This is a genomic window from Nitratireductor aquibiodomus (genome assembly GCF_900105565.1).
GTDB lineage: Bacteria > Pseudomonadota > Alphaproteobacteria > Rhizobiales > Rhizobiaceae > Nitratireductor > Nitratireductor aquibiodomus.
Window position 1 is genome coordinate 3,990,839 of record NZ_FNSL01000001.1, and the last position, 17,282, is coordinate 4,008,120.

Here is a 17,282-nt window from a genome sequence, read left to right on the forward strand (position 1 = left end):
TGCCCATGGCGGCAGTTAGGGGCATCCGCCCCAACTCGGGATTTGAAAAGCCTCATCCGCGCCCGCCGCGGGGAGGGGGCGGGCGGAAAACCGCCCGCGCCGAAAGTCTTACTTCACCACGTAGGGCAGAAGGCCCAGGAAACGGGCGCGCTTGATGGCCTTGGCCAGCTCGCGCTGCTTCTTCTGGCTCACCGCCGTGATGCGGGAGGGGACGATCTTGCCGCGCTCGGAAATATAGCGCTGCAGGAGCTTCACGTCCTTGTAGTCGATCTTCGGTGCATTGGCGCCGGAGAACGGGCAGGTCTTGCGGCGACGGTGGAAAGGACGCCGCGTCGGGATCTGATTGATGTCGACCATTATTCGGAGCCTTCCTTGTTGCTGTCGCGGTCATGGTCGCGGCGCGGGCCTCGATCGTCACGGCGCGGGCCACGCGGGCCACGGTCGTCACGGCGCGGGCCACGGTCGTCGCGGCGCTGCATCATCGCGGAAGGGCCTTCCTCATGCGCGTCGACGCGAACCGTCATGAAGCGCAGAACGTCTTCCGACAGGCCCATCTGGCGCTCGACTTCCTTCACGGCCGCAGCCGGAGCGTCGATGTCCATGAGCGTGAAATAGGCCTTGCGGTTCTTCTTGATCCGGTAGGCGAGAGACTTCTGTCCCCAGTTTTCAACCCGGCCAACGGAGCCGCCGCCAGCTTCGATCACACCCTTGTACTGTTCAACAAGGGCATCGATCTGCTGCTGCGAGAGATCCTGCCGGGCAAGGAACACGTGTTCGTAAAGTGCCATTGTCTTGCCTTTCTTCGTTTCCATCCACCGGCCCAGCGGCTAAGCCTCTGCGACTAGTCTTGTCCCCGAGGGGCCGAAGAAAAGCGCGTTGGACGGTCGAGAGCGGAGACACGGGAGGCGGAAGAACCTGTCTTCACAACGCACACTTCCCGATATCGGGAAAAGCGCACGGCCCTCCGTTCAGCCCCCAGCTGAGACCGGCAGATCGCGCGCTTATACAGGTTTTCAGTGAAGATGCAAGGCGGCGGTTTCAGGCGAGCAGGTACCAGAAATCAAGGTCCAGGCTGGTGGGGTCGCACAGATCGAGCAGCGGCTGGCAGACCGGGTGTCCGACATAGCCCTCGCACATGCGTTTTGCTTCGCCCAGCGAACGTCCGAAAGTGACCTCGCAAAAGCGGTTTTCCGCATCTCGCCCGATGTAATGAAGCTTCGTATTGTCTGATTGGTCGAGATATTCGCTTTCGATCCGTTCCGAAATCGCAAGCACGTCCTGCTCACCCGCATTGCTGCCGTCAGCGATCTTGAAGGTTCCGAATTCAACGCAGGAAAACGCGTCTGGCGGGGATGCGATCTGCTTGAGTATCTGGTTGCGCGACAGCCGGACGGTGCCGGGCTCCAGCAATGCCATGAACGTCTTCGCGCTTTCTGCGTCGTCATAGGCTTTAAGCATCCCCTCGAAGCTCTGGTCGTCACGGGCCAGAATGATGTCGGCAAAACCGCCGTTCAGATTGCCGAGAAACGCATGAAAGAGGATGCCGTCCATCGGGCGCAGAAAGGTTTCCTGCCAGGCAAGGGCGGCGTCGATCAGGCGGGCCGTTTCCACGTCCGCGCGCTTGTGGTATCGGGCAAAGCCCATCACCCTCACAGGGCCTTCGGATTTTCTCAACATTGACTGTTTTCCTCTTGATAGGGGCAGCGGCTGCGGTCGGGCTTGCCGAACAGGCCGACGTGCCGTAGCTATCCCGAAGGATTGACAGTTTCTGTCAGGGTGGAGCATGCGCGCATCACGACTTTTCGGATTGCTTGAACAGTTGCGAATGCACCGCCAGCCGGTCAGCGCCGCCCAACTGGCAGAAACGCTGGGCGTTTCGGTCCGCACTGTCTACCGCGACATCGCCACGCTTCAGTCCATGGGAGCTCCGATCCGGGGCGAGGGCGGTGTTGGCTATCAGATCGAGCGCGGCTACTTCCTTCCTCCCCTGCACTTCGACGCCGATGAACTCGACGCGATCACGCTTGGCATGCAGTTGATTTCAGCGCGCGGCGATGGCGATCTGAAGCAGGCCGCCGCCCGCGTGGCCGCAAAGGTTGATGCAATAGCACCCGACGGCCAGCATGGGCGTGTGCGGCAAGGGGACATGATCGCATATTCAAGGGCGTCGGATGCACAGCGCCATCTGGCTGCTCTTCGCCGTGCGGTACGTGGGCGCCGGCGTCTTGAAATCGTCTATCTCGACCTGAAGGAGAGGCAGAGCACGCGCAGGGTCCGCTCGTTGGGACTGACCGCATTCGACAATGTCTGGCTTTTGACGGCCTGGTGCGAGGAGCGCGACGACTTTCGCAACTTTCGCATCGATCGGCTGGTGACGGTCGCCGAAACCGGCGACCGCTTTGCGCCAGAGGCTGGCAGGGAGTTCAAGGACTACTTGAAGACCCTGCGTTAACGCATGTCTTCCGAAAGTGGGCACCGGTTTCGGGACAAAGACATGCGTCAAATCAAGAACCTAAAGCGCACAGAGCGAATCTGAAAGATCGCGATGCGCTTTAGCGTTCACGTCTTGAGCTTGTAACCGGTCTTGAAAATCCACCAGATGGCGCTGAGGCATAGGACAAGGAAGAAGGTGATCATGGCGATACTCACGCCGATCCCCACATCCGCAGTCTCATAGAAGCTCCAGCGGAAGCCGCTGATGAGGTAGAGCACCGGGTTGGCAAGCGTCACCTTCTGCCAGAATTCCGGCAGCATCTCGATGGAGTAGAACGAGCCGCCAAGGAAGACGAGCGGTGTGATCACCAGCAGCGGTATCAGCTGAAGCTTTTCAAAATTGTCGGCCCAGATGCCGATGATGAAGCCGAACAGGCTGAAGGTGACCGCCGTCATCACCAGGAAGAACAGCATCCAGAAAGGATGTCTTATCTCTATGGGGACGAAGAGATGCGCCGTTGCCAGGATGATCAGGCCAAGGATCAGCGACTTGGTTGCCGCTGCCCCCACATAGCCAAGCACAATCTCGAAAAAGGAGATCGGTGCCGAAAGCACCTCGTAAATCGTGCCGATGAACTTTGGAAAATAGATGCCGAACGATGCGTTGGAGATGGAATTCTGCAACAGCGTCAGCATCATCAGCCCGGGAACGATGAAGGCGCCATACTGGACGCCGTCAATCTCCTCGATGCGCGAGCCGATGGCCGCGCCGAAGACAATGAAATAAAGCGAGGTGGAGAGCACGGGCGAAATCACGCTTTGCAGAAGCGTGCGTTTCATGCGCGCCATCTCGAAGAGATAGATGGATTTGACGGCTTCGAAATTCACTGGTTTTCCTCCACCACGAGGCTCACGAAAATGTCTTCGAGCGAGCGTTGTTCCGTGTCGAGATCCTTGACGATGATCCCGGCTTCGCTCAGCGCTGAAAGCAGGGACGCAATGCCCGTTCGCTTCGCCTGTGTGTCATAGTGATAAATGACCCGCTCGCCGCCATCGGCGAGCTCCAGGTCATATTCGGAAAGCTGGTCCGGCAGATGCTCCAGCGGCTTCTGCAGGTCGAGCGTAAGCTGCTTCTGTCCGAGTTTGCGCATCAACTCGGCCTTTTCCTCGACCAGGAGCAGCCGGCCCCTGTTGATGACGCCCACGCGGTCGGCGATCTCTTCCGCCTCTTCGATATAATGCGTGGTCAGTATGATGGTGACGCCGGTGTCGCGCAGGCGCTTGACCAGCCGCCACATATCCTTGCGCAGCTCCACGTCGACGCCTGCCGTCGGCTCGTCAAGGAACAGGATGCGCGGCTCATGTGCGAGAGCCTTGGCGATCATCACGCGCCGTTTCATGCCGCCCGAGAGCGCCATGATCTGGCTGTCTTTCTTGTCATAGAGCGAGAGGTCGCGCAGGATCTGCTCGACCAGCGCCGGCGCCGGCTTCTTGCCGAAAAGGCCGCGGCTGTAGCTCACCGTCGCCCAGACCGTCTCGAAGGTTTCGGTGTGCAGTTCCTGCGGCACGAGACCGATGAGTTGGCGGGCCTGGCGGTAGTTCTGAACAATATCGTTGCCCTCCACCGTCACCGTGCCGGTGGTGGGTTTCACCAGGCCGCAGATGATGGAGATCATCGTCGTTTTACCGGCCCCGTTTGGGCCGAGCAGGGCGAGTATCTCCCCGCGCTTGATGTCGAGATCGACCGAATTCAGGGCGGTCAGGCCGGTGTCATAGGTCTTTGAAAGGTCTTTGATGGAAAGAGCTGTCGTCATGGGAAAAGTCCGTCATGTCGGGGGCTTTGGCAGGCCGCGCACATATAGGCAATATGCAGCCCGCTTGCCAGCGCGCTCGCTCGCTCGCTGACATTTCCTGACACGCCGGACGTTTTCGTTTCCCGTGGCCGGGTCAGTTGTTTTCCGGGTCGGTCTCCGCTGCGAAGGCGAGTTGGCCGCAGCGCACCATCGCAAAGAGCGCCGGAATGCCGACGATCGCCGTCAGAATGACCTCGCCGAGGGGTTGAAGGTGCAGCAGTCCGGAGAGACCCCAGATGCCCGCGGCGGAAGCGGCGGCCACTTCCGTGGAAATAAAGAGGGTTACGGAAACAAAGCCGACCGCCTGCGCAAGCGTCAGCCTGCGACGAGGCGCAATTTCCTGCGGTCGCGGCTCTTCTGATTCAAAAGACATGTCTGAAAATACCCATACACGCCACCGGAAATGGGGCGGAGCAGCGATACATCTCTCTTCAATTATGGAGTTTTCATGTCATCGGGCGTCGGATGCCGAAAACGCCCAAAAAGCTTGACGCGCCGGTTGTGTTGCGTCACCAGATGCGCCCGATAAAGACGAATACCGGAGATTTGGCGATGAGCATCGCTTTCACCTTTCCAGGTCAGGGAAGTCAGGCTGTCGGCATGGGGCGCGATCTGGCCGATGCGTTTCCAGAAGCGCGCGACGTGTTCCAGGAGGTCGATGACGCGCTGGAGCAGAAACTGTCCAGGATCATGTGGGAAGGCCCGGAGGACGAACTGACACTCACGGCCAATGCGCAGCCTGCGCTCATGGCCGTTTCCATCGCCGCGATGCGGGTGATGGAAAAGGGCGGTCTCTCACTCAAGGATAAGGTGTCCTACGTGGCCGGTCACTCGCTTGGCGAATACTCCGCGCTCTGCGCTGCCGGCACATTTTCCCTGGCCGATACAGCTCGGCTGCTGCGCATTCGTGGCAACGCCATGCAGGCTGCCGTGCCGGTGGGCGAAGGGGCTATGGCCGCGATCATCGGCCTCGAGGCGGCAGACGTGGAAGCGGTCTGCTCCGCTGCCGGCAAGGAGGGCGTCTGCCAGATCGCCAATGACAACGGCGGCGGACAACTCGTGATCTCCGGTGCCAAAAGCGCCGTGGAAGAAGCCGCGAAGCTCGCCTCCGAAAAGGGCGCCAAGCGCGCGATCATGCTGCCGGTTTCCGCCCCCTTCCATTCCGCGCTCATGCAGCCGGCGGCCGAGGCGATGCGCGAGGCGCTGGCCGACGTGAAGAAGCAGGCCCCGGCCGTGCCTGTGATCGCCAATGTCACCGTCTCGCCTTTGAGTGATCCCGAAGAGATCGCCGAACGGCTGGTCGAGCAGGTCACGGGCCGGGTGCGCTGGCGCGAAACCGTCGGCTGGTTCGGCGAGAATGATGTGGACACACTCTATGAGATCGGCTCCGGCAAGGTGCTGTCCGGTCTCGCCCGTCGCATCAACCGCGATCTTGCCGCAGTCCCGGTCAACACACCGGCAGATATAGAAGCGGCAATGGCGGCGCTCGGCTGAGCCCGCCAAATCAAAAGCAGGAATTCAGGTGATTGAAAAGGACAAGGCCATGTTTGATCTGAGCGGCCGCAAGGCACTGGTGACGGGGGCGTCCGGCGGCATCGGCGAGGCCATCGCACGCATTCTGCACTCCCAGGGCGCCATTGTCGGCCTGCACGGCACGCGGGTTGAAAAGCTGGAAACGCTGGCTGCCGATCTTGGCGATCGCGTCAGGCTGTTCCCCGCCAACCTGTCTGACCGCAATGAAGTCAAACAGTTGGCCGAGAAGGCGGAATCGGAACTTGAGGGTGTCGATATCCTCGTCAACAATGCCGGCATCACTCGCGACGGCCTTTTTGTGCGTATGAGCGACGATGACTGGGATCAGGTGCTGGAGATCAATCTCGGCTCTGTTTTTCGGCTCACCCGCGAACTGACGCACCCGATGATGCGCCGTCGATTCGGCCGCATCATCAACATCACTTCCGTTGTGGGCGTCACCGGCAATCCCGGTCAGGCAAATTACTGTGCCTCCAAGGCAGGTCTGATCGGCTTTTCCAAGTCGCTCGCCCAGGAAATCGCCAGCCGGTCGATCACCGTCAACTGCGTTGCCCCCGGCTTTATCGAATCGGCCATGACCGACAAGCTCAACGACAAGCAGCGCGACGCGATCATGGGTGCCATTCCCATGAAGCGCATGGGCAGCGGTGATGAAATCGCATCCGCCGTCGCATATCTGGCATCCAATGAGGCCTCCTACGTCACGGGCCAGACCGTGCACGTCAATGGCGGCATGGCGATGATCTGAACGCGGTTCGGGCAGGAGGAACGATGGACGGGCGTGCCACACGGCGCTTTGTGCTGCGCGACTTCGAGCCCGCCGACGTTACGGCACTGACCGCCTACCAGTCCGACCCGCGCTTCGTTTCCGCCCGCAAAAAGGCCGGGCAGGAAGCGGGCGATCCCGCCGAACTCGTGGCGCTCTTTCGCAAATGGGCGCAGGAGCACCCGCGCCGGAACTACCAGTTTGCCGTCATTGAGCGCAAAACCGGCCGGCTCGTCGGTTGCGCCGGTGTTCGCACGGCAAATTGTCCACAGGGCAGTGGTGAGTTGGGTATAGAGCTTTCGCCGGATATGTGGGGGCGCTACGGCAGTGCCGCCGAGATCACGCGCGGCCTGCTCGACTTCGGTTTCTCCACACTCGCCCTCTGCGAGATATTTGGTGAAACCACCGCAGAAAACCATCAGGCGGCAAGACTTGCTTCCTTTCTTGGCGCTCGTCTCGAAAGACCTGTACGACAGGGAAACAAAGGGGTCGAGGTCCCGGGAGAGCCTGTCATTTGGCGTTTCCTGCGCCGTGACTGGCGCTCCGGGCCTGGTGTCTGATGCGACTGGTCGCAGGAGTGGCGGGACGTGGAATAACGCTTGGCGCGCGCGCCAAAATCGTGATAAGCGCCCGCTCGAAGCCGTTCCGCACGCCGCATGCACGCTGTGCATCGTCATCGGAGCATAACAGACTGGGCGTCGATCGTATCGGCGCTTTAGTCGTCATTTCGCTTGATTAGCGGCATTCGTGCGGCTAACGAAGATCGGAAATTCAGAAAGTCGAGGGTTCTCTCATGAGCGATACTGCAGAACGCGTTAAGAAAATCGTTGTCGAACATCTGGGCGTCGAAGGCGACAAGGTGACCGAAGGCGCAAGCTTCATTGATGATCTTGGCGCTGACAGCCTCGACACGGTCGAGCTGGTCATGGCGTTCGAAGAAGAGTTCGGCGTTGAAATCCCGGACGATGCAGCCGAGACGATCCTCACCGTCGGCGACGCTGTGAAGTACATCGACAAGGCGACCGCCTGACGCCGTCCGGCGTTTTCGCTACGAAACGTAGTCAAGGCGGATAATCAGCATATGAGACGCGTTGTCGTCACCGGTATGGGGCTTCTTTCACCTTTCGGCCTCGGTGTTGAACATGGGTGGAAGAGCCTGCTTTCGGGCAAGAGTGCGGCCAGCCGCATCGATCGTTTTGAGGTCGATGACCTGGCCTGCAAGATCGCCAATTCGATCCCGCGCGAAGGCGAGGGGGCATTCGACCCCGATGCCTTTCTGGAGCCGCGCGAGCAGCGCAAGATCGGTGAGTTCATCACCTACGGCATTGCTGCGGCAGACCAGGCGCTTGAGGATTCGGGCTGGAAACCGGAAACCGACGATGAGAAATACGCCACCGGCGTGCTCATCGGGTCGGGAATCGGCGGCATCGAGGGCATTGCTGAAAACGCCTTGACGCTTGCTGAGCGCGGCCCGCGCCGCATCAGCCCCTTCTTCATCCCCGGCAACATCATCAACCTGGTTTCGGGCCAGGTGTCGATTCGCCACGGGTTGAAGGGACCGAACCACGCGGTGGTGACCGCCTGTTCCACAGGCGCGCATGCCATCGGCGACGCAGCTCGCCTTATCATGCTGGGCGACGCCGACGTCATGCTGGCGGGTGGTGCGGAAGCACCGATCACCCGCCTGTCCATTGCCGGCTTTTCCGCCTGCAAGGCGCTTTCCACAAGCTTCAACGACACACCGGAAAAGGCTTCCCGGCCTTATGACCGCGACCGTGACGGTTTTGTCATGGGCGAGGGTGCCGGCGTTGTCGTTCTGGAAGAGTTGGAGCACGCAAAGGCGCGTGGCGCAAAGATTTATGCGGAAGTGGTTGGCTACGGCCTCACGGGCGACGCCTATCACATCACCGCTCCTGCCGAGGATGGTGACGGTGCCTATCGCTGCATGAAGGCAGCGCTGAACCGCGCCGGCCTGACCGCGGCCGATCTCGACTACATCAACGCGCATGGCACATCGACCATGGCGGACACGATCGAACTTGGTGCCGTGGAGCGTCTTCTGGGCGATGCCGCGAGCAAGGTGTCGATGTCGTCCACCAAGTCGTCGATCGGTCATCTATTGGGTGCAGCCGGTGCGGCAGAAGCCATCTTCTCCGTTCTCGCCATCCGCGACAACATCGCTCCGCCGACCATCAATCTCGACAATCCACAGACGGAAACGCCCATCGATCTGGTGCCCAACAAACCGCGTGAGCGGCAGATTGACGTGGCGTTGTCCAACTCGTTCGGCTTCGGCGGCACCAACGCGTCTCTCGTTTTCAGGCGTTATGACGCCTGAAGCTTTCCACTAACGGGCTTGCAGTTTTGCCATTTTCGCAATTCAGTCTGACGGACACGAATCGAAATGGCAGACGCCAGGCCCGGGAAATGCTTTTTTTCGAAGCCTGCGTAAACGTTCAACGCACGAATATTTAGGACAGGACCGGCGACCATTGGCGCCGTTCTGAAGGGAGCGGTCCAAGAGGCATGACAGGGACTTCCGGCGACAATTCCGGCTTCGGCCGTCAGGCAGGCGAAGAACGTGGTCGCACGTTCAAATCGGCCAACCAGACTTTGCGGCCGGAGGCCGGCACACCGCCGCCGCGGCGCTCCAGGCGCGCGCGCAGTCAGTTCGTGGTTTTCCTGAACTTCGTCTTCTCCTCCATAGTCTTCCTGGTCATTCTTGCCGGTTTCGCCTTCTATTTTGGCAAGCGTGAGTTTCATCAGCCCGGTCCGTCTCGCACGGCCGATACAGTGATGATCAAACCGAACACCGGTGTGCGCCAGATCGCGAGCCTGCTTGAGCGGGAAGGCGTCATTTCCGATGCCCGCATCTTTTCGCTCGGCGTTCGTGCCTATGGGGCGGATTCTGAACTGAAAGCGGGTGAATACGCCATTGATGCTGGTGCATCGATGCACGAGATCATGGAACTCCTGAAGAGCGGCAAGAGCGTTCTCTATTCGCTCACCATTCCCGAGGGGCAGACCGTATTCCAGGTGTTCGAGCGGATCCGCGAAACCGAAGAGCTTTCCGGCACGCTGCCCGAGGAGATGCCGGCAGAGGGCAGTCTCGCCGCCGATACGCTGCGCTTTACACGCGGTATGGACCGTGGCGCCGTTGTTGAAAAACTGCTTGAGGACCAGCAGGAGCTGGTGGACAGCATCTGGGCGCGCCGCGACGAGGACCTGCCCGTCAAGGACAAGAACGAGTTCGTGACGCTGGCCTCGATCGTTGAAAAGGAAACCGGCATTGCCGACGAGCGTCCGCGCGTCGCGGCCGTGTTTATCAACCGTCTGCGCAAGGGCATGCGGCTGCAGTCGGATCCCACCATCATCTATGGGCTGTTTGGCGGGCAGGGAAAACCATCCGATCGGCCGATCTATCGCTCTGATCTCGACAAGAAAACGCCCTACAACACCTATCTGATCGACGGTCTTCCGCCCACACCCATTGCCAATCCCGGCCGGGCAGCGCTGGAGGCGGTGGCCAATCCGTCCCAGACCGACGAACTCTATTTCGTCGCTGACGGAACGGGCGGGCACGTTTTCGCCAAAACGCTCAAAGAGCACAATGAGAATGTCGCACGCTGGCGCAAGATTGAGCGTGAGCGTCGGGCAGAAGAAGAAAACGCGGGCGAGAACGGTTCGAACTGAGCCGGACATGCGCGCAGGGAACGACTGCAAGAGGGGACGCATGAGCAGGCTCCAGAGCATGACGGGTTTTGCCCGCGCCGCGCGTGATCATGATGCCGGCGGTATCGTCTGGGAGATCAAGTCGGTCAATGGGCGGAGCCTTGAAGCCCGTTTTCGCCTGCCGCCGGGGTTCGAGCGTATAGAGCCGATGGCCCGCCAGCGCCTGCAAAAGTGCTTTGCCCGTGGAAATGTACAGGCTTCCCTGACCTTTACGCAGAGCGATGCCCTGCGCCGTCCGGTCGTGGACGAGGATTTTCTGAAAGAGGTTGCAGCACTTGCCGGCCGGCTTCAGGAGCAGTTCGGCACGGCTCCGGCGACAGCCGACGGGCTCCTTGCCCTGCGCGGGGTCCTCGATTTTGCCGATCCCGTGGCTGACGAAGACCTGCGCGCCTCCCTCGACGAGGCGATCCTTGCCGCCCTTGACGATGCTCTCCGGGGGCTTGAAGAAGCCCGCCGTGCGGAAGGTGGGGCACTGGAAGCCATATTGCTCGATCAGGTGTCGCGCATCGAAGCGCTGACCGATCAGGTCGAGGCCGACCCGTCGCGCTCGCCGGAGGCCATCCGGGAGCGTCTGCGGGAGCAGGTGGCCCGTCTCATGGATGCGACCACCGGCTTCGATGCGGACCGACTGCATGCGGAAGCCGCCATCCTTGCCGCCAAGGCCGACATCCGCGAGGAGATCGATCGCCTGCGCACGCACATTGCAGCTGCGCGTGCTCTGATCGCGTCTGGCGGTCCCATCGGCCGAAAGCTTGATTTTATGGGTCAGGAATTCAATCGCGAATCCAACACGCTTTGCTCAAAATCCAACGCGGCAACGGTGACGGCCATCGGCCTGGAGTTGAAGGCCGTGGTTGATCAGTTTCGCGAGCAGGTGCAAAATCTGGAGTAGACCATGTCCTCGGAAACATCTCCTGCCGCTTTGACCGACGTCGCGCGCCGCGGCCTGATGCTGGTGTTGTCCTCGCCCTCGGGTGCCGGAAAATCCACCATCGCGCGCACGCTTCTGGCGCAGGTTCCCGGTTTCGAGCTTTCCGTCAGCGTGACGACCCGCGCGCGCCGCGGCAGCGAGATCGAGGGCGTGCATTATCATTTCAAGTCGCAGCGCGAATTCGAGATCATGCGCGACAATGACGAACTGCTCGAATGGGCAGAGGTTCACGGCAATTTTTACGGCACGCCCCGGGCGCCGGTTGAAAAGGCGCTGACCGAGGGCCGAGACATGCTGTTCGACATCGACTGGCAGGGCGCGGAGCAGTTGCGCGAGAAAATGCGCGGAGATGTCGTGTCCATCTTCATCCTGCCGCCGACGATGAAGGAGCTTCTCGGTCGCCTCACACGCCGGGCCGAGGATACGCCGGAGATCATCCAGACACGTCTCAGGAACGCGCGCACCGAGATCGAGAAGTGGATCGATTACGACTACGTGGTCATCAACGAACAGCTCGACCCGGCCTTTTCGGCCGTCCGCTCCATTGTCGAGGCGGAGCGTCTGCGCCGCGACCGGCGTCCCGGCCTGTTTGATTTCGTGGCAGGGCTTCTCGCAGAAGAGCCAAACTGACGCTCAGGCGTTGTTTGCAAGCGCCACGAATTCCGCCACCGAAAGCGTCTCTGCCCGGCGCGTGGCATCGATGCCCGCCCGCGCCAGAAGCGCCTCCCCACCGAGCGATTTCAGGCTCTGGCGCAGCATTTTGCGGCGCTGCCCGAAGGCCGCTTCGGTGATCTTCGCCAGTTTCGCCGGCTCGACGGCCAGCGGCGCCGCGCGCGGGACGATGTGCACCACCGAAGAGGTTACCTTGGGCGGCGGGGTGAAGGCCTGTGGCGGCAGGTCGAAAGCAATCTTTGCCTCCGTGCGCCACCCGGCCAGAACCCCAAGCCGGCCATAGGCCTTGTCGCCGGCACTGGCAACGATGCGTTGCGCGACTTCGCGCTGGAACATCAGTGTCATCGACGCATAGAAGGGGGGCCATCTCCCGGGCGTGAGCCAGCGCACCAGAAGCTCGGTGCCGATGTTATAGGGCAGGTTCGCCACGATCCGCACCTCGCCCTGCGCGTTCGTGGCCAGAGCGGCAAAATCCGTCTCCATGGCATCGCCACTCACAACGTCGAGCTGTCCCGGATAGTGCGCGGCGACCTCTGCCAGCGCGTCAAGGCAGCGCTCGTCTCGCTCCACGGCGATAACCCGCTCCGCGCCCGCCATCAGCAATGCACGCGTCAGCCCTCCGGGGCCGGGCCCGACCTCGATCACAGTCGCGCCTTCGAGATCGCCGGCGGCGCGCGCCACTTTGGCCGTCAGATTGAGATCGAGTAGAAAATTCTGGCCGAGCGATTTCTTTGCCGCAAGGCCATAGCGGGAGATAACCTCGCGCAGCGGCGGAAGCCCGTCCGCGCTCATCGCGCGCCACCGGCATTGTCCGCCAGCTCACGGGCGAGCCTGATCGCCGCAATCATGCTGTCGGCCCGCGCGATGCCCTTCCCGGCAATATCGAAGGCCGTGCCATGGTCGGGAGAGGTGCGGATGAAGGGAAGACCGAGCGTGACGTTCACCGTCTCGTCGAAGGCGATGGTTTTGACCGGGATCAGTGCCTGATCGTGATACATGCACAGTGCCGCGTCGTAGCCCTGGCGCGCACGTGCGTGGAACATCGTATCGGCGGGCAGGGGGCCAAATGCGTTGATGCCCTCAGCCTGCAATGCGTTGATTGCCGGTGCGATGACATCGCGGTCTTCCGTTCCCATCGCTCCGCCTTCGCCCGCATGCGGGTTGAGACCGGAAACGGCGAGGCGGGGTGCGGAAATGCCGAACCGTTCCCTGAGGTCACGCGCCGCAATCCGGGCCGTCTCTTCCACCAGAGATTGCGTAAGGGTCGTGGGAACGCTTGCCAGCGCCTCGTGCACGGTCACAGGCACGGTGCGCAGTTCTGGCCCGGCAAGCATCATCACGGGCGTGGCCGCGCGTCCGGTGATCTCCTCTGCGAGATGGCCGAGATACTCGGTATGGCCGGGAAAACGGAAACCGGCGTCATAGAGCGGCTTCTTGGCTATGGGCGCGGTGATGACAGCCGCCGCGCGCATCTGCATCGTGTCGTCAACGGCGCGCGATATCGCCTCGATCACGCCCGCAGCATTTATCGTTTCGGGATGCCCGGGATTGTCTGCCAGCCTGTTCTGGAGCGGCGACACAGGCAGACGCTCGGAAAAGACGGCGGACGCCGCCTCCGGATCGGCTTCTGAGAGCGGAACGTCGAGGTCCAGGCGGCGTGCACGCGCTGCGAGTAGGCCAGGATCGCCCAGTACATAGAACCGGGGCAACCCGAGCCTGTTCCTCTCAAGCCAGGCCTGAAGGATGATCTCGGGGCCTATCCCGGAAGGATCGCCGATGCTGAGCGCGAGCGGGAGCACGAGCCATCTCCTCCTGGAGAAACACCTGGGTGAAAGAAAGGGGCCCGGTCAGTCCGGGCCCTCGACCGATCAGCGCTGGCTGATACGTGCGTTCTTGCGCAGCTCGGCGAGATACGCCTGCGCTTCCTTTTCCATGGCGTCGTTCCCGGAATTTTCGTTCTGGAACACCATCTGCGCAACCCGGTCGTCGGAGACCTCGCGCGTGCTGCACACGCCGATGAACTCGACACCCCGATCTGTCTCGCGCACACCCGTCGCATTGCCGGGGGAGGTCTTCTTGATCTGGTCTTTCCAGTCCGTGGGAAGTTCCGGCTCAAGAACACGACCCAGGTCGCGCACCGTCACGTCGATCAGCCCCTTGGCAAATTGGCGCGTGCTGTCGCAACCTTGGAACCGGTCGCGCATTGCCTGCGCCTCACGCTTGCGCTTGCCAAGCAGGCTCGAACGTTCGCCTGATGGAACGACAAAAATCACCTGCTGGAGCATGTATTCGGTCGCGCTGGGCTTGCTGCCGCCCTGCTCGAGCATCTTGGCGACGACATCCTGTTCGCTCATGCGGCCGGTCGAGCTGGTGCGGGCCTGCATGACACGGCCCCAGCCGATCTGGGAGCGAATGAACTCCTTGAAGTGATCGGAAGTCACACCGCTTTGTGCAAGCACAGTGTTCAGCTGGCTTGTCGACATCCGGTTGCCGTTGGCGAAGCGGGCATAGGCCTGATTCACCATCTCGTCCGGAATGTTGACATTGCGGCGCTGCATTTCCTGCAGCTTCAACGTCTGCTCGATCATCTGATCCGTGGCCTTCTGGCGCAGATTGCCGCCTTCTCGCTGAAGCTTTAGAAACGCCACGCGGCGGTCGATATCGTAGCTCGTAATCGGAACGTTGTTCACCACGTAGCGAATTTCCGTCGCCAGTGCGCCAGCTCCATTGAACAGAGGCATTGCCGCCGCCATGGCCAGCGTCAGAACGCCTGTGCGCAGGAAGCGTCTGCAATTGCTAAACATCGTCATTTTTCTCATCTTTGCACCCCGCAATTGCGACTGAGATAACAGCAAATGCACGGGAGCTACAGTCCCTTAGGCTGTTTTTATCGACAGCGCGTGGGGCAAAAACATGACCTTTGACGCTGCGGCAGGCCATAGACGCTCATGAAGGCGGCCCCGTCGATCAAACGGGGCCTTTCAGAAAAAAACTAGAAGCTGGTGTTCAGATCGCCGCTGCTCGTTCCGAAGTCGCCGATCGTGCGCAGTGATATACGGAAGCCGAAGGACTGGCTGACTTCCTGCGTGTCGCGGTTCTTGCTGCGCGAATAGGTCATCGAATAGATGAAGCACTCATCCCCGTAGGAGAACCCGTAGTCATTTTTCACCAGGGTCTGGCTTTCGACGTCATATGTGCCCGAAGCAAAGCCGCTCCAGTTTTCGTCAAAGCGAACCTTGGCCACACCGGTGACTTCCTGACGGTCATCGTCGAAGCCGTAAAGCGGCTGCGCTTCGATATATGCATATTGCAGCGATGTTGTGAGCTGTCCGAAAGTGGCTGCCGTTTTCAGGTCGGTGCGGCGAATGTCGAATGTTTTCTCATCAAACCGTGCACCGGCGGAGAACGCGAATCCGTTCGGGCTGGCAATGCCGATCATGCCGACAAAATCGGAGACATCGGTCTCCAGGCCGGAATAGGCGCCGGCGTGCACAAGATCAGTCTGCGCATACGGGTTGGCGCCGGCCAGATGATACGACTGGCCGAACAGCCCCTGTGTGGTCCATCCATTGGCGAAGCTGCCGGAATAGCGGATGCCGACATTGGCGCGCGTGCCGCCTTCGATCCGGTCATAACCGGAGAATTTGTCGCGCTCGAACAGCGTCGTTGCGTCGAAGACAAGCGACTGGGCGTCTTCGTTCGGAATGCCGAGCCTGTCCTGATAGGGGGCGTCCGGGCGCAGGAAAACCTGCGCCATCGGCTCCAGAACATGGCTGGCGCTCGAGGTGGAGAAGAGGATCGGCCAGCGAGCTTCGAGGCCGGCCGTCGCCATGTAGCGGTAATAGGAAGAGCGCACGTCGCTGCCGACGGCGGTTCCGTTCAGCTCGAAACTCGTGACGCCGTTGACGGTCGTTGCATCGTAGTCGGTGTAGATCGCATCGCCACGTGCCTGCAGAATCGGTGTCACCACCAGACCGCCCGCGCTGACGAAGGAACGTTTCCACTCGGCCTCGGCCGTCATACGGCTGGCCAGACCCTCGACGCCGTCGATCCTGGTGGAATCCGCGTTGACGATCGATTGGCTAAGGCTGTCCCGATAGACGTTCTGCACGTTCACATCGAAATTCAGCTCGCCGCCGGCAACGGCCTCATCCGGTGTGTAGGAATAATCGAAGCTCGGCAGCACCCAGGGCTGCTTGTCGTTCCGCGCGTTGGGCGAGGTATCCAGAACATCTTCCTGAATGTCGAAATGATAGGCTCTGAGGTCGAAGAAATTCCGGTCGTCGAGGCCTGTCAGGTAGAGCTGCGATGTCTGAACCGTGTCGGAAAAACCATCGATGCCATAGGTGCGCGAAAAATTCTTGTCGGTCTGCGCCAGAATATCCCAGCCGAATGTCCAGCGCGGATTGATGCGGAACTGCCCTTTCGAACCGATCATGCCGCGGCCGGTTTCGCTGCCATTGACGCTGTTTGCGCCCCAGGCTTCCGGTTCCTGCTGTTTGATGCCCGCGATCTTGATGCTGTACTGGCCGTTGTCGAAGCGCTGGCGCCACTCGGCCTCGCCCAAGAAGCCCTGCCTGGTGTAGTAGGTTCCGGTGACGGTCAGGTCGTAGGTAGGGGAGAATGCGAAATAGTAGGGGACGCTGACGCCAACCCCCATTTCTTTCTTGTAGGAAGCGCCGGGAATGAGGAAGCCGGACTTCCGCTTCACCGTCGGGTCCGCGACTTCGAAGAAAGGCAGGTAGGCGATCGGCATGCCGAAGAATTCGAAGCGCGAGCCTTCAAACCGGACGGTTTTCGATTCGCCATTCCAGATGATCTTCTGTGCCTTGATCTGCCAGATCGGAGGTTTGCCCGGCTTTTCGCGGCACGGTTCACACGCCGTGTAGACGCCATTGTTGAAGGTCGTCAGACGCCCGCCTGAACGCTCTGCGCTCTCGGCGGCGAAATAGGTTTTGTCGACGGTCTCGATTCGCAGAGCGTTGACGAATCCATCGCGGAAGTCGTCGGTCACTTCGATTTCGTCGGCAAAGATCTTGTTGCCGTCTTGTTCGACGATCTGCACGCGCCCGCGCGCCACCACGCGCGACGTCCTGCGGTCATAGACGACACGGTCAGCCACAAGGCTGTTGCCTGCATACTCGATCTGCACGCCGCCTGCGGCGGTGATCGTGTTGAGATCGTTATCGTAAATGAGATTGTCGGCCGTCAGGAGCATCTGGGCGTCCTGCGGCAGGTCGGCAACGTCCAGACCGCCCGTCTGCGCCAGGGCAGGGGCCTGCGGGAGCAATGTATAGGTGCACAAGGTTGCCAGCGCGGTCGCGCCCATCAAATGCGCTAACCGTGCGGACATGCCGGCTCT

The 17,282-nt window shown here is 61.0% G+C and carries 19 protein-coding genes; 9 read left to right on the forward strand and 10 right to left on the reverse strand.

Going from position 1 to position 17,282, the window contains the following annotated elements; all coding sequences use genetic code 11:
* Positions 1-108 precede the first annotated feature (108 nt).
* From rpsR to BLW55_RS18825, 3 genes are all read right to left on the reverse strand, one after another.
* A complete protein-coding gene (rpsR, locus tag BLW55_RS18815; RefSeq protein ID WP_002963610.1) occupies positions 109-357 on the reverse strand; it encodes a 30S ribosomal protein S18 in 249 nt (82 codons plus the stop codon).
* On the reverse strand, positions 357-788 hold the full coding sequence (gene rpsF, locus BLW55_RS18820) for a 30S ribosomal protein S6 (RefSeq protein WP_025030213.1): 432 nt from the start codon (positions 786-788) through the stop codon (positions 357-359). The genes rpsR and rpsF overlap by 1 nt, the downstream gene beginning before the upstream one ends.
* 250 nt (positions 789-1,038) lie before the next feature.
* Positions 1,039-1,677: a hypothetical protein gene (locus tag BLW55_RS18825; protein ID WP_090329796.1), complete on the reverse strand. Its 639-nt coding sequence runs from the start codon at positions 1,675-1,677 to the stop codon at positions 1,039-1,041.
* A gap of 106 nt (positions 1,678-1,783) precedes the next feature.
* On the opposite strand from BLW55_RS18825, the gene BLW55_RS18830 reads away from it, so the two are divergent.
* Complete coding sequence (locus tag BLW55_RS18830; RefSeq protein ID WP_090329797.1) at positions 1,784-2,452, forward strand: helix-turn-helix transcriptional regulator; 669 nt, start codon at positions 1,784-1,786, stop codon at positions 2,450-2,452.
* A 107-nt stretch (positions 2,453-2,559) separates the two neighbouring features.
* On the opposite strand, the gene BLW55_RS18835 is transcribed toward BLW55_RS18830, so the two are convergent.
* The 3 genes from BLW55_RS18835 to BLW55_RS18845 all read right to left on the reverse strand — a co-directional run bounded on the left by BLW55_RS18835 (position 2,560) and on the right by BLW55_RS18845 (position 4,659).
* Positions 2,560-3,321 (reverse strand): ABC transporter permease, encoded by a 762-nt coding sequence (locus BLW55_RS18835; RefSeq protein WP_090329798.1) that lies wholly within the window; start codon positions 3,319-3,321, stop codon positions 2,560-2,562.
* A complete protein-coding gene (locus BLW55_RS18840) occupies positions 3,318-4,247 on the reverse strand; it encodes an ABC transporter ATP-binding protein (protein ID WP_090329799.1) in 930 nt (309 codons plus the stop codon). Before BLW55_RS18840 ends, BLW55_RS18835 begins: the two co-directional genes overlap by 4 nt.
* Before the next feature lie 133 nt (positions 4,248-4,380).
* Entirely contained in the window at positions 4,381-4,659 is a 279-nt protein-coding gene (locus tag BLW55_RS18845; RefSeq protein WP_025030207.1) for a hypothetical protein, read from the reverse strand.
* Positions 4,660-4,838: 179 nt separating this feature from the next.
* Between BLW55_RS18845 and fabD the strand changes: the two genes are divergently transcribed.
* The 8 genes from fabD (at position 4,839) to gmk (ending at position 11,878) form a co-directional block, all read left to right on the forward strand.
* On the forward strand, positions 4,839-5,780 hold the full coding sequence (gene fabD / locus BLW55_RS18850; protein WP_090329800.1) for an ACP S-malonyltransferase: 942 nt from the start codon (positions 4,839-4,841) through the stop codon (positions 5,778-5,780).
* A 49-nt stretch (positions 5,781-5,829) separates the two neighbouring features.
* Entirely contained in the window at positions 5,830-6,567 is a 738-nt protein-coding gene (fabG, locus tag BLW55_RS18855) for a 3-oxoacyl-[acyl-carrier-protein] reductase (RefSeq protein WP_007007693.1), read from the forward strand.
* Positions 6,568-6,590: 23 nt separating this feature from the next.
* Entirely contained in the window at positions 6,591-7,145 is a 555-nt protein-coding gene (locus BLW55_RS18860; protein ID WP_090329801.1) for a GNAT family N-acetyltransferase, read from the forward strand.
* 233 nt (positions 7,146-7,378) lie between these two features.
* Entirely contained in the window at positions 7,379-7,615 is a 237-nt protein-coding gene (locus BLW55_RS18865; RefSeq protein WP_007007691.1) for an acyl carrier protein, read from the forward strand.
* Between the two features lie 51 nt (positions 7,616-7,666).
* Positions 7,667-8,923: a beta-ketoacyl-ACP synthase II gene (fabF, locus tag BLW55_RS18870; RefSeq protein ID WP_090329802.1), complete on the forward strand. Its 1,257-nt coding sequence runs from the start codon at positions 7,667-7,669 to the stop codon at positions 8,921-8,923.
* 188 nt (positions 8,924-9,111) lie between these two features.
* The gene (gene mltG / locus BLW55_RS18875; protein WP_007007689.1) at positions 9,112-10,278 is read left to right on the forward strand and encodes an endolytic transglycosylase MltG; all 1,167 of its coding nucleotides are present in this window, start codon (positions 9,112-9,114) and stop codon (positions 10,276-10,278) included.
* Positions 10,279-10,318: 40 nt separating this feature from the next.
* Positions 10,319-11,209, forward strand: a complete 891-nt coding sequence (locus BLW55_RS18880) for a YicC/YloC family endoribonuclease (RefSeq protein WP_025030204.1) — start codon at positions 10,319-10,321, stop codon at positions 11,207-11,209.
* Between the two features lie 3 nt (positions 11,210-11,212).
* Positions 11,213-11,878, forward strand: a complete 666-nt coding sequence (gene gmk / locus BLW55_RS18885) for a guanylate kinase (RefSeq protein ID WP_090329803.1) — start codon at positions 11,213-11,215, stop codon at positions 11,876-11,878.
* A gap of 3 nt (positions 11,879-11,881) precedes the next feature.
* Here the strand turns inward: gmk and rsmA are convergent, their stop codons facing one another.
* The 4 genes from rsmA to BLW55_RS18905 form a co-directional block, all read right to left on the reverse strand.
* Positions 11,882-12,712 (reverse strand): 16S rRNA (adenine(1518)-N(6)/adenine(1519)-N(6))-dimethyltransferase RsmA, encoded by an 831-nt coding sequence (rsmA, locus tag BLW55_RS18890; RefSeq protein ID WP_090329804.1) that lies wholly within the window; start codon positions 12,710-12,712, stop codon positions 11,882-11,884.
* Positions 12,709-13,719 (reverse strand): 4-hydroxythreonine-4-phosphate dehydrogenase PdxA, encoded by a 1,011-nt coding sequence (pdxA, locus tag BLW55_RS18895; RefSeq protein WP_090329805.1) that lies wholly within the window; start codon positions 13,717-13,719, stop codon positions 12,709-12,711. Before pdxA ends, rsmA begins: the two co-directional genes overlap by 4 nt.
* A gap of 69 nt (positions 13,720-13,788) precedes the next feature.
* Positions 13,789-14,724, reverse strand: a complete 936-nt coding sequence (locus BLW55_RS18900; RefSeq protein WP_007007684.1) for a peptidylprolyl isomerase — start codon at positions 14,722-14,724, stop codon at positions 13,789-13,791.
* A gap of 188 nt (positions 14,725-14,912) precedes the next feature.
* Positions 14,913-17,273 carry an LPS-assembly protein LptD gene (locus tag BLW55_RS18905; protein ID WP_244509141.1) on the reverse strand — a complete coding sequence of 787 codons (2,361 nt, stop codon included), beginning with the start codon at positions 17,271-17,273 and terminating at the stop codon, positions 14,913-14,915.
* Between the last annotated feature and the right edge of the window lie 9 nt (positions 17,274-17,282).

Excerpts from the sequence above, each read along its gene's own strand:
- BLW55_RS18845 (WP_025030207.1), bottom strand. The coding sequence starts at position 4,659 with ATGTCTTTTGAATCAGAAGAGCCGCGACCGCAGGAAATTGCGCCTCGT.
- BLW55_RS18900 (WP_007007684.1), bottom strand. The coding sequence starts at position 14,724 with ATGTTTAGCAATTGCAGACGCTTCCTGCGCACAGGCGTTCTGACGCTG.
- fabF (WP_090329802.1), top strand. The coding sequence starts at position 7,667 with ATGAGACGCGTTGTCGTCACCGGTATGGGGCTTCTTTCACCTTTCGGC.
- BLW55_RS18840 (WP_090329799.1), bottom strand. The coding sequence starts at position 4,247 with ATGACGACAGCTCTTTCCATCAAAGACCTTTCAAAGACCTATGACACC.
- BLW55_RS18830 (WP_090329797.1), top strand. The coding sequence starts at position 1,784 with ATGCGCGCATCACGACTTTTCGGATTGCTTGAACAGTTGCGAATGCAC.
- rpsF (WP_025030213.1), bottom strand. The coding sequence starts at position 788 with ATGGCACTTTACGAACACGTGTTCCTTGCCCGGCAGGATCTCTCGCAG.
- mltG (WP_007007689.1), top strand. The coding sequence starts at position 9,112 with ATGACAGGGACTTCCGGCGACAATTCCGGCTTCGGCCGTCAGGCAGGC.
- BLW55_RS18825 (WP_090329796.1), bottom strand. The coding sequence starts at position 1,677 with ATGTTGAGAAAATCCGAAGGCCCTGTGAGGGTGATGGGCTTTGCCCGA.
- BLW55_RS18860 (WP_090329801.1), top strand. The coding sequence starts at position 6,591 with ATGGACGGGCGTGCCACACGGCGCTTTGTGCTGCGCGACTTCGAGCCC.
- BLW55_RS18865 (WP_007007691.1), top strand. The coding sequence starts at position 7,379 with ATGAGCGATACTGCAGAACGCGTTAAGAAAATCGTTGTCGAACATCTG.
- rpsR (WP_002963610.1), bottom strand. The coding sequence starts at position 357 with ATGGTCGACATCAATCAGATCCCGACGCGGCGTCCTTTCCACCGTCGC.
- BLW55_RS18880 (WP_025030204.1), top strand. The coding sequence starts at position 10,319 with ATGAGCAGGCTCCAGAGCATGACGGGTTTTGCCCGCGCCGCGCGTGAT.
- fabG (WP_007007693.1), top strand. The coding sequence starts at position 5,830 with ATGTTTGATCTGAGCGGCCGCAAGGCACTGGTGACGGGGGCGTCCGGC.
- fabD (WP_090329800.1), top strand. The coding sequence starts at position 4,839 with ATGAGCATCGCTTTCACCTTTCCAGGTCAGGGAAGTCAGGCTGTCGGC.
- BLW55_RS18905 (WP_244509141.1), bottom strand. The coding sequence starts at position 17,273 with ATGTCCGCACGGTTAGCGCATTTGATGGGCGCGACCGCGCTGGCAACC.
- gmk (WP_090329803.1), top strand. The coding sequence starts at position 11,213 with ATGTCCTCGGAAACATCTCCTGCCGCTTTGACCGACGTCGCGCGCCGC.
- rsmA (WP_090329804.1), bottom strand. The coding sequence starts at position 12,712 with ATGAGCGCGGACGGGCTTCCGCCGCTGCGCGAGGTTATCTCCCGCTAT.